This is a genomic window from Isoptericola sp. NPDC056605 (assembly GCF_042792795.1).
GTDB lineage: Bacteria > Actinomycetota > Actinomycetes > Actinomycetales > Cellulomonadaceae > Isoptericola.
This window is the reverse complement of record NZ_JBHTVT010000001.1, coordinates 84602-93131: the sequence shown is the minus strand read 5'-3', so window position 1 is coordinate 93131 and position 8530 is coordinate 84602. Positions and strand designations below refer to the sequence as shown.

Annotated in this window: 5 protein-coding genes; 2 read left to right on the top strand and 3 right to left on the bottom strand. The window is 76.0% G+C overall.

The genetic code is table 11. The features are described 5' to 3' along the window. The first annotated feature begins 254 nt into the window (after positions 1–254). The gene (locus tag ACFQ8Y_RS00365) at positions 255–1514 is read left to right on the top strand and encodes an MFS transporter (protein WP_430584233.1); all 1260 of its coding nucleotides are present in this window, start codon (positions 255–257) and stop codon (positions 1512–1514) included. Here the strand turns inward: ACFQ8Y_RS00365 and ACFQ8Y_RS00360 are convergent. Continuing rightward, complete coding sequence (locus tag ACFQ8Y_RS00360; RefSeq protein WP_430584232.1) at positions 1421–2353, bottom strand: helix-turn-helix domain-containing protein; 933 nt, start codon at positions 2351–2353, stop codon at positions 1421–1423. The genes ACFQ8Y_RS00365 and ACFQ8Y_RS00360 overlap by 94 nt on opposite strands. Before the next feature lie 158 nt (positions 2354–2511). Between ACFQ8Y_RS00360 and ACFQ8Y_RS00355 the strand changes: the two genes are divergently transcribed. Further along, the gene (locus tag ACFQ8Y_RS00355; protein ID WP_430563242.1) at positions 2512–3177 is read left to right on the top strand and encodes a TetR family transcriptional regulator; all 666 of its coding nucleotides are present in this window, start codon (positions 2512–2514) and stop codon (positions 3175–3177) included. Between the two features lie 59 nt (positions 3178–3236). Here ACFQ8Y_RS00355 and ACFQ8Y_RS00350 read toward each other — a convergent pair whose 3' ends face one another. Next, a complete protein-coding gene (locus tag ACFQ8Y_RS00350; RefSeq protein WP_430584231.1) occupies positions 3237–5570 on the bottom strand; it encodes a collagen binding domain-containing protein in 2334 nt (777 codons plus the stop codon). A 71-nt stretch (positions 5571–5641) separates the two neighbouring features. Further along, a complete protein-coding gene (locus tag ACFQ8Y_RS00345) occupies positions 5642–8329 on the bottom strand; it encodes a flippase-like domain-containing protein (RefSeq protein ID WP_430584230.1) in 2688 nt (895 codons plus the stop codon). Between the last annotated feature and the right edge of the window lie 201 nt (positions 8330–8530).

Sequence of the window (8530 nt, the reverse complement as noted above, 5' to 3'; positions counted from 1 at the left end):
GCCGCGCCGCCGCTGCGTTCCCGCCCCGCGGCGTTGTCACCCCGCCCTCACCGCCGGCCCTGCGCGCCCGCCCCCGCCCCCCCCCCCCGCCCCGCGGGGGCGGCCCCGGCCCTCCGGCGTGCCCGTGCCGTTCTCGGGCCGTTCCCGGGCAGTGCCCGGGCATGAGCGCGGGCCCCACCCGGCGCGTGGCGTCTGGATCGAGTCCGTCGGCGTCCCGGTCGGCCCGGGCGCCGCCGCGCGTTGTTGCGACCAGCATGACGACGAACCCGATCGACACCGCCGCGGCTCCCGCGGCGGCCACGACGACGGCCCCGACGAGGGTCCCGGGGGCGCCCGGCCCCCTCCCGCGCCGGCGCGCCGCGCTGGCGCTGGCCACGATGTTCCTGGGCAGCTTCTCGCTCGTGACGGCGGAGTTCCTGCCGCCGGGGGTGCTCACCCCGGTGGCGCAGGACCTCGGTGTCTCCGAGGGCGTGGTCGGCCTGTCGGTGAGCGCCACGGCCCTGACGGCGCTGGCCACCGCCCTGGTGCTGGGCTCGCTCTTCCCGCGCACCGACCGCCGCACGCTGCTCGTGGTGCTCGCGCTGGGCGCGGTCGCCTCCAACGTGCTGGTGGCGCTGGCGCCGAGCATCGGCGTGCTCATGGCCGCCCGGCTGCTGCTGGGTGCGGCGCTGGGCGGCTACTGGTCGATGTCGCTGGTCATCGCGACGCAGCTGGTCCCGGCGGACCGGGTGGGCAAGGCGATGATGGTGGTCAACGCCGGGACGACGGTCGCCACGGTGGCCGGGGTGCCGCTGGGCGTGATCCTCGCCGCCGCCGCCGGCTGGCGCGTCGTGTTCGTGGCCGCCGCGGTGGTCACGGTGGTGACGGCGGTCGCGATGCGCGTCGCCCTGCCGCCCGTGGCGCCGACGCCCGGCATCGGCTGGTCGGCGACGGGCCGGGCGCTGCGGTCGCCGGGCGTCGCGCTGGGGCTGGTGGCGATCGTGGCGGTCATCGGCGGGCACTTCGCCGGCTACACGTACGTGCGGCCCGCCCTGTCGCTGCTGCCCGGCGCGGACGTCGGGACGGTCGCCGTGCTGCTCGCGATGTTCGGCGCCGGTGGCCTGGTCGGCAACTTCGCGATCGGCGCGCTCGTCGACCGGCACCTCGCGGTGCTGCTCCTCGCGGTCCCCGTGGCCGTCGGAGCGAGCGTCGCCGCGGTCGGGCTGGCGTCCGCCGTGCCGCTGCTCGTCTACCCGGCCGTGGTGCTCTGGGGCGCGGCGTTCGGCGGCATCCTCAACGTGGTGCAGGTGTGGATCACGCGGATGATGCCGGACCAGGTCGAGGCGGGCAGCGGGCTCGTCGTCGCGGCGTTCCAGACGGCGATCATCCTCGGGTCCGCGGTCGGCGGTCTCGGCGTCGACTCCGTGGGGGTCGGCTGGACCTACCTCGTGGCGGCGGTGGCCGCGGTCGCGGGCGGGGTCCTGGTGCGCAGCACGCTGTCGCGGCGGTACTCGGACGGCGTCGCGCCCGTGTGACGGCGGAAGGCTCGGCCGAACGCCGTGTCCGAGCCGTAGCCCAGGCGGCGGGCGATCGTCGCGACCGGCAGGTCGCCCGCCGTCAGCAGGCAGCGCGCGTGCGCCACCCGCACCTGCGCCAGGTAGCGGCCGGGCGTCAGGCCCGTGGCGGACCGGAACCGGGCGGCGAACCCGGACCGCGACGCGAGCGCCACCCGCGCCAGGTCGTCCACCGTCCACTCGCGGCCGGGGTCGGCGTGGATCGCGGCGACGGCGCTCGCCAGGCCGGGGTCCTCGCGCTGCATGAGCCAGCGGGCCGGGGCGCAGCCGCGCGCGTACCAGGCGCTGATCGCCATCGACGCGACGAGCGTGACGACCCGGTCGCCCAGCACGCTGCGCGGGGCGCGGTAGTCCTCCACCAGCGAGCGCAGCATGGTCGCGGCCGTCGGCTCGGTCTGCGGCAGCTCGGTGAGGAGCACGGCGGCGGGCAGCACGCCCGCGCCGTCGTCCGCCCCGACCGGCGCGACCCGCACGCACTGCACGGCCGCGTCGGACAGCGCGTGCACCTCGAAGCGCGGCCCGTGCGGCAGGAACAGGAAGTCGCCGGGCGCCAGGTCGGCGACGTCGCCCACGCCGCGCACGCGCACGAGGCCGTCGGTGACCAGCAGGAGCGCGGCGTCCCCGGAGGTGTGCTCCGCCCACGCGCCGGCGGCCAGCGCGTGCCGGGAACGCGCCACGAACCGCCACTGCAGCCCGGCGAGCACGCGGTCGAGCTCCTCGGCTGCGGCCGACGCCGCGGTCGCGTCGGGTCCGTCGGGGCGGACGGCGCACGACGGCGTCGGCAGGTCCGTCACGGTCATCGCGCCTCCCCGGGCGCGACGACCGGCGCGTCCGGCCCGGGCCCTCCAGGAGCATGCCACGCGCGACGGGCGCGTGCGCGACCGTCCGGGCGTCCGGATCCCGGTCGGCGGAGGCCGGGGATCGCGTCCGTCGGCCGGGCGTGACTACGCTCCGGGGGATGCGCGCCGACGACCTGAAGAACGTTCTCCACCCGAACGCGTCGCAGCTCGCGCTGCTGGCCGCCGCGGAGCGGCTCGTGGCGCGCTCCGGGTTCGAGGGGGCGAGCTCGCGGGCGATCGTCCGGGCGGCGGGGCACCGCAACAACTCGGCCGTCACGTACCACTTCGGGTCGCGGCAGACGATGCTCGACGCCCTCTACTACTGGCGCAGCAGGCCGATCAACGAGCACCGCGCGCGCATGGTCGCCGAGCTCGTGGGCGAGGGGCGGGAGCGGGACCCGGAGGGGCTGGTGCGCGCGTACGTCGTGCCGTTCGTGTCGGCGGTCGAGGGGCTGCGGCCCAGCTCGTGGGCCCGCTACACGCAGGCCGTGCTCCAGGACCGGCCGCTGGTCTTCATGGACTGGGTGCGGCGCGACGTGAAGCGCTACGAGGGGGTCGAGGTCCCGGTGGTCGGCACGCTCGACCTGCTCGACCTCATGCGCACGGTGGCGTGCGACGGCGTCGAGCCGCTGGCCGGGCTGCGCGTCGCCACGGTCTCGCGCGCGGTGGTCGCCGCCGTCGCGGCGTGGGAGGCCGACGACGAGAAGGGCGACCTCGGCCTGCCGCCGCTCGACGTCCTCACCGAGGAGCTGGTGCGCTCCGCCACGGGGATGCTCACCGCCTGACCGCGGGGTCGCCCCGGCGGCCAGGCGGTGAGCGGCGACGCCGTCCCCCCGGACCGGCGTCAGCTCTCGGCCGCGCCCGCCCGCCGCCGCGACGCCCGCAGCAGCAGGCCACCGGCCGTGACCAGCAGCAGCGCGCCCAGCGTCGCCGCCCCGACCTCGGCGCCGGTGACCGGCAGGCTGCCGCCGCCCGGCGTCGCGGACCCGCCGTCGGACGGCCCCGCCCCGGTGCCCGGGGCGGCCGGCGTCGCCGGTGTCGTGGGGGCCGGGCTCGCGGTCGGGTCGGGCGACGGGCTCGGCGCCGCGTCCTGCGCGGCGAGGACGAAGTCGACGCCGGTCACCTCGCCGCCCGCCACCTCGAACCCGCGGGACGCGTCGCCCTCGACGACGTAGCCCTCGGGCGGCGTGACCGTGGCCGTGTACGCGCCGTCCGGCAGGTCGGCGGTCCACGCGCCGTCGTCGTCGGTGATGGCAGTGGCCACCTCGGCGCCCTCGGAGTCGGTGACGGTCACCTCCGCCCCGGGCACCGGGGCGCCGTCGGGGTCGGTGACCGTGCCGCCGACGGGCCGCGCGGGCGGCGCCACGGGGTCGGCGACGACGGCGAAGTCCTCGGCCAGGAAGCTCTCCCCGGCAGGGGTGAGGGTGATGGTCCGCTCGGTCTCGTCGGCCGTGTACCCGTCGGGCACGCTCAGCGTGATCGCGTAGTCGCCCGGCGGGAGCTCGCCCAGGAAGTAGTCGCCCGCGTCGTCCGTCGTCAGCGTGACGGGACCGTCGGGACCCGCGACCGTGACGGTGGCGCCCGGCACCGGGTCGCCCGCGTCGTCGGTGACGGCGCCGCCGACCGCGCCCGGTCGCGCCAGGGCGAAGTCGACCCCGGTCACGTCGTCGGTGCCCACGGCGACGTCCCGCGTGGCGGGGCCGTCCACGGTGTAGCCGTCCGGGGCCTGCACGGCCACGGTGCGGTCACCGGGCAGCACGCCCTCGAACGCGTAGGTGCCGTCCGCTCCGGTGGTCGTGCTGCGGTCGCCGAGCGTCACCACGACCCCCGCCACGGGCTCCCCGCCCGCGGTCACGGCGCCGGACACGGTCGCCGGCCCCCGGACGATGAAGTCGTTGCCGGTGCTGGCCTCCTCCTGCCCGACGTCGACCACGAGGTTCGGCGGCGTCCCGGTGACCACGTACCCCTCGGGCAGGTCGCCGAGCGAGAGCTCGTACTCCTGCGGCCGGTCGTTCGCGACGTCCCAGGCGACGTCGTCCACCAGGTACTCGCCGCGCGAGCTCGTGACGACGGTGATCGGCTCGCCGCCGCCCACCGGCGTCAGCGTCACGGTGGCGCCGGGCACGGGGTTGCCGTCGTCGTCGAGCACGGTGCCGCTGACGGCGACGGGCTCGATGTCGCGGGCCTGGAAGTCGGCGGTGCCGTCGGTCTCGCCGAGGTCGACGTCGCCCACGTCGGTCGGACCCACGGCGACGAGCCCGAACGGGTGCGCGTCCGACGACCCGGGCAGCTCCGTCAGCTCCACCCGGTACCCGGGTGCCGCGGTGTAGCCCTCGAAGGCGTAGGCGCCGTCCGCGGCCGACGTCGTGGTGGCGAGGGCCGTCCCGTCGGGGCCGAACAGCGTGAGGGTCGCGCCCTCGAGCGGGGCGCCGTCGTCCGTGGTGACGGTCCCCGTGACGTCGCGGGCCAACGACGCGAACCACGTCTGGTACACGGGGAACCCGGAGCGCTGGAAGAACCCGATCGTCAGCCGCGTGACGGGCACGGTGGGCCGGAACCAGCCGGTTGCGCCGTTCGTGTCGGTCGCGGTCGCGTTGCCGAAGAGCTGCTGGGTGGCCGGGTCCCAGGTGGGGACCTCCGTGTCGGTGCACGACGGCGAGCCCGCGCCCTGGCAGTAGTTGAAGGCGCCCTGCCAGCCGAGCTCGTCGGCGGTGAGCTGCTGCCCGTCCGCCCCGACGGCGGAGACGCGCACCCAGTCGGCGTCGATGTCGCCGAGCACGAACGCCCAGCCGCCCGCCGGCGTCGGCCGCTCGAAGGTGTAGACGGTGGTCGACGGCGTCGTCGGGCGGTCGGCCTGCGGGCGCAGGTTGACGTACGGCTGGTTCCGGCTCGAGCCGAAGACCTCCCCGGGCGGTGTCGCGTCGGACAGCCACGACGAGGCTCCCGAGACGACACCGACCGTGCCCCCGCGTGAGTTGGAGGTCATGGTCGCGGCGGGGAAGCCGGCCGCGGGCAGCTGCATCGTGGTCGACCAGCTGCCGGCGGAGCCGGTCAACGGGTCCCACGCGGCCCAGCCCGCGGTCGTCGCCGCGGAGGACGTCGTGGGCGCCACGACGGCGGAGAGCGCGGCGAGCGTGAGCGCCGCGAGCGCACTGAGGATCCCCCTGGCCCGGTTCACGGGGACACGGTATGAGACATGTGTCTTGACCGCGCGGCGTGGCGCCGCGGCTGAGGTTCCTCAGAGGTCGGTCAGAGGTCGCCCGTCTTCTCCAGGCGCTTCATCGCCACCCAGCCGATCGGCACGCGAGCCCAGTAGGTGACGACGCGGTAGAGCATGGTGACGGTGACCGCGAGGGACGCCGGGATGCCGGCCGCGGTGAGCCCGGCGATGAGCGCGCCCTCGACGCCGCCCAGGCCGCCGGGGGTGGGCACCATGGCCCCGACGGAGTTGCCGACCAGGTAGATCACCGCCACGTCGATGAGATTGAGCGACTGCCCGAACGCGGCGAGGGCGAAGTCGAACGCGAGCACGTAGCCCAGCGTCATGATGACGTTGCCACCGAGTCCCAGCGCCAGGCGCGTGGGCTGGCCCAGCATCTGCGACAGCCGGGGCCACACCTGCTCCAGCGTCGGGCGCGCCTTCTCCCACGCCCACCGGCGGACGGACGGCACCAGCAGGATCGCGACGACGGCGATGGCGACGCCCGCGATGGCGAGCAGCACCGTGGTCGAGGGCAGGTCGATGAGGCCGCCGGAGCGGGTGGACACCGACAGCACGACCAGCAGCAGCACCGTGACGACGAACTGCGACAGCTGCACCAGCGCGACGGTCGCGACCGCCATCGGCGTGGACACGCCGCGACGGGTCAGCATCCGCAGGTTGAGCGCCGCGGGCCCGATGCCGGCGGGGGCGGCGAGCGCGACGAACGACCCGGCCATCTGGGTGAGCGTGGCGCGCCACAGCGGCAGCTTCTCCGGCGAGAACGCGCTGAACGTGAGCGCCGCGCCGAACCAGGTGATGGCCCCGAGCACGAACGACGCCGCGACCCACCACGGGTTGGCCTCGGTGATCGCCGAGGCGATCTCCTCGAAGTTCAACGTCGTGACGATCACGGTGACGGCGACGATCGTCAGGGTCAGCATGATGACCGTGCGGGCGCCGAAGCGGGTGATGTTCTGCGGCTGCACGTCCGCCTGCGGCAGCCGCTCGACGAGCGCCTCGCGCAGCTCGTCCAGCAGGCCCTTCGTGCGCCGCACCTCCTCGCGCGTCGGGCTGGGCAGGGCGATGGACTGCAGCAGCGGCCCGATGGCGGCGATGTCCTCGTCGGGCAGGGCGCGCACCGCGGAGGCGAGCGCCCGGCGCGCGCCCACCCGCAGCGCCAGCAGCGCGAGCATCTGCGTGAGGTCCAGCCGCCGCGACAGGGTGCCCGACGCGATCTCGCCCTGCTCCCAGCCGGTGAGCCACACGTGCGGCGCACCGGACAGGTCGCGGTGCACCAGCACGACGTCGGGAGTCAGGGCGTGGTGGGTCAGCCCGGCGTCGTGCGCCCGCCGCAGCTGCTCCCACGCCTGGGCGAGCACGGCGTCGCCGCGCGTGCCGTCGAGGTCGTCGGGCTCGAGGTCGCGCAGGGAGACGGCGCCGCGCGCGTGCTCCTGCACCAGCACCACCGAGTCGTCGGCGACGCCGATGCCCTCCAGCCGTGGGGTGCGCACGCCGGCCGCCTGGGCGGCGTACGCGAGCAGGGCGGTGCGCTCGGCCGCGGCGCGCAGCGAGATCGCGGCGCGGCCCTCGAGGCCGCGCAGCCGCAGCGCGCGCCACAGCCGCTGCACCGTGGTGAGCACCTGGCGGTCGCCGTCGAGCACCACGACGTCGCGGCGGGGCTCGCCGTCGCCCGTGAACAGGGCGTACACCCGGTTGTCGCCGGAGCGTGTGAGGGCCACGGCCGCCGCGTCCGCCGTGGTCGGGTCCGGCGGCAGGGTCAGCTCGTCGTCCGTGGCCTCGTCGACCACGTCGCCGTCGGCGTCGTAGGACGCCACCGGGTCCTCCGGCACGGCGGGCGCGCGGTCGGCGTCCGCCTCGTCGTCGACGACGGCGGAGACGTCGCGCACCCGCACCAGCGCCGTCGGGTGGAACCCGGCCCGCCGCACCGCCGCCACGAGGTCGGCGCCGTACGCGCGCTCGCTGCGCACGCCGGACACGTACTGCACCGCCTGCCCGGCGAGGCGGCCCAGCAGCAGGGCGACCAGCACGCCCGGCAGCGACACCTGCCCCGTGATGAGCACGATGAACAGGGCCAGGTACAGCACGTTCCACGACCAGCGCACGGTGCGCCGGCGGGTGCGCGGGCCGGCGGTGGTGAGCAGGCCGGCGATCGCGGCGACGTACCCGGGGATGGTGAGCTGCCACGCGCCGTCGGTGTACACGGACAGGCCGCGCACCAGCTCGTCGCTGCCGAACCGGGAGATGGTGAGGGCGGTGACGACGCCGAGCACGAGCCCGAGCGCGGCCGCGCAGATGGACTCGACGACCTGCCGGCCCAGCCGGCGCCAGCCCAGCTCCACCAGCACGGCCGCGGGCACGAACAGGGTGATGAGGCCCTCGAGCAGCGCGACCGGGACGAAGAGGATGCGCGCGAGCAGGGAGCTGAAGGTCCGTACGTCCTGGGTGACGCCCTCGGTGGTGGCGTGCGCGACCACCGACAGCACGAGCACCAGGGCCACGCCCAGGGCGCTGACCACCATGCCGAGCATGTCGGACGGGTGCCGCACCCGGGCCTCGGGGGTGTCGACGACGCGCACGAGGTCGGTCGGCGTGCCCTGGTCGGAGGTGTCGCCGCCGAGCAGCGCCCGCAGCGGCCCCGTCGGTGGCAGGGCGTCGCCCGTGGGGCTCCGGTGCGAAGGATCCTGGGCAGGACCCGCGGTGCTCGCTCCGGACATGCCGGAAAGTCTAGGTGTTACCGGGCCTCACGGCCTGTGACACGAGGTAGAGAGCGGTGGTAGGTTCCCGGACCACGATGCGATCACCGGCCAGGGTGTGACCCACGCCCGTGACCACGGCGACACACCGGTGTGCTAGAAACGCCCGCATCGTGACGAGTCCGCGGCCACCCGCCGCGGCCGGCCTGGACGAAGGGGACC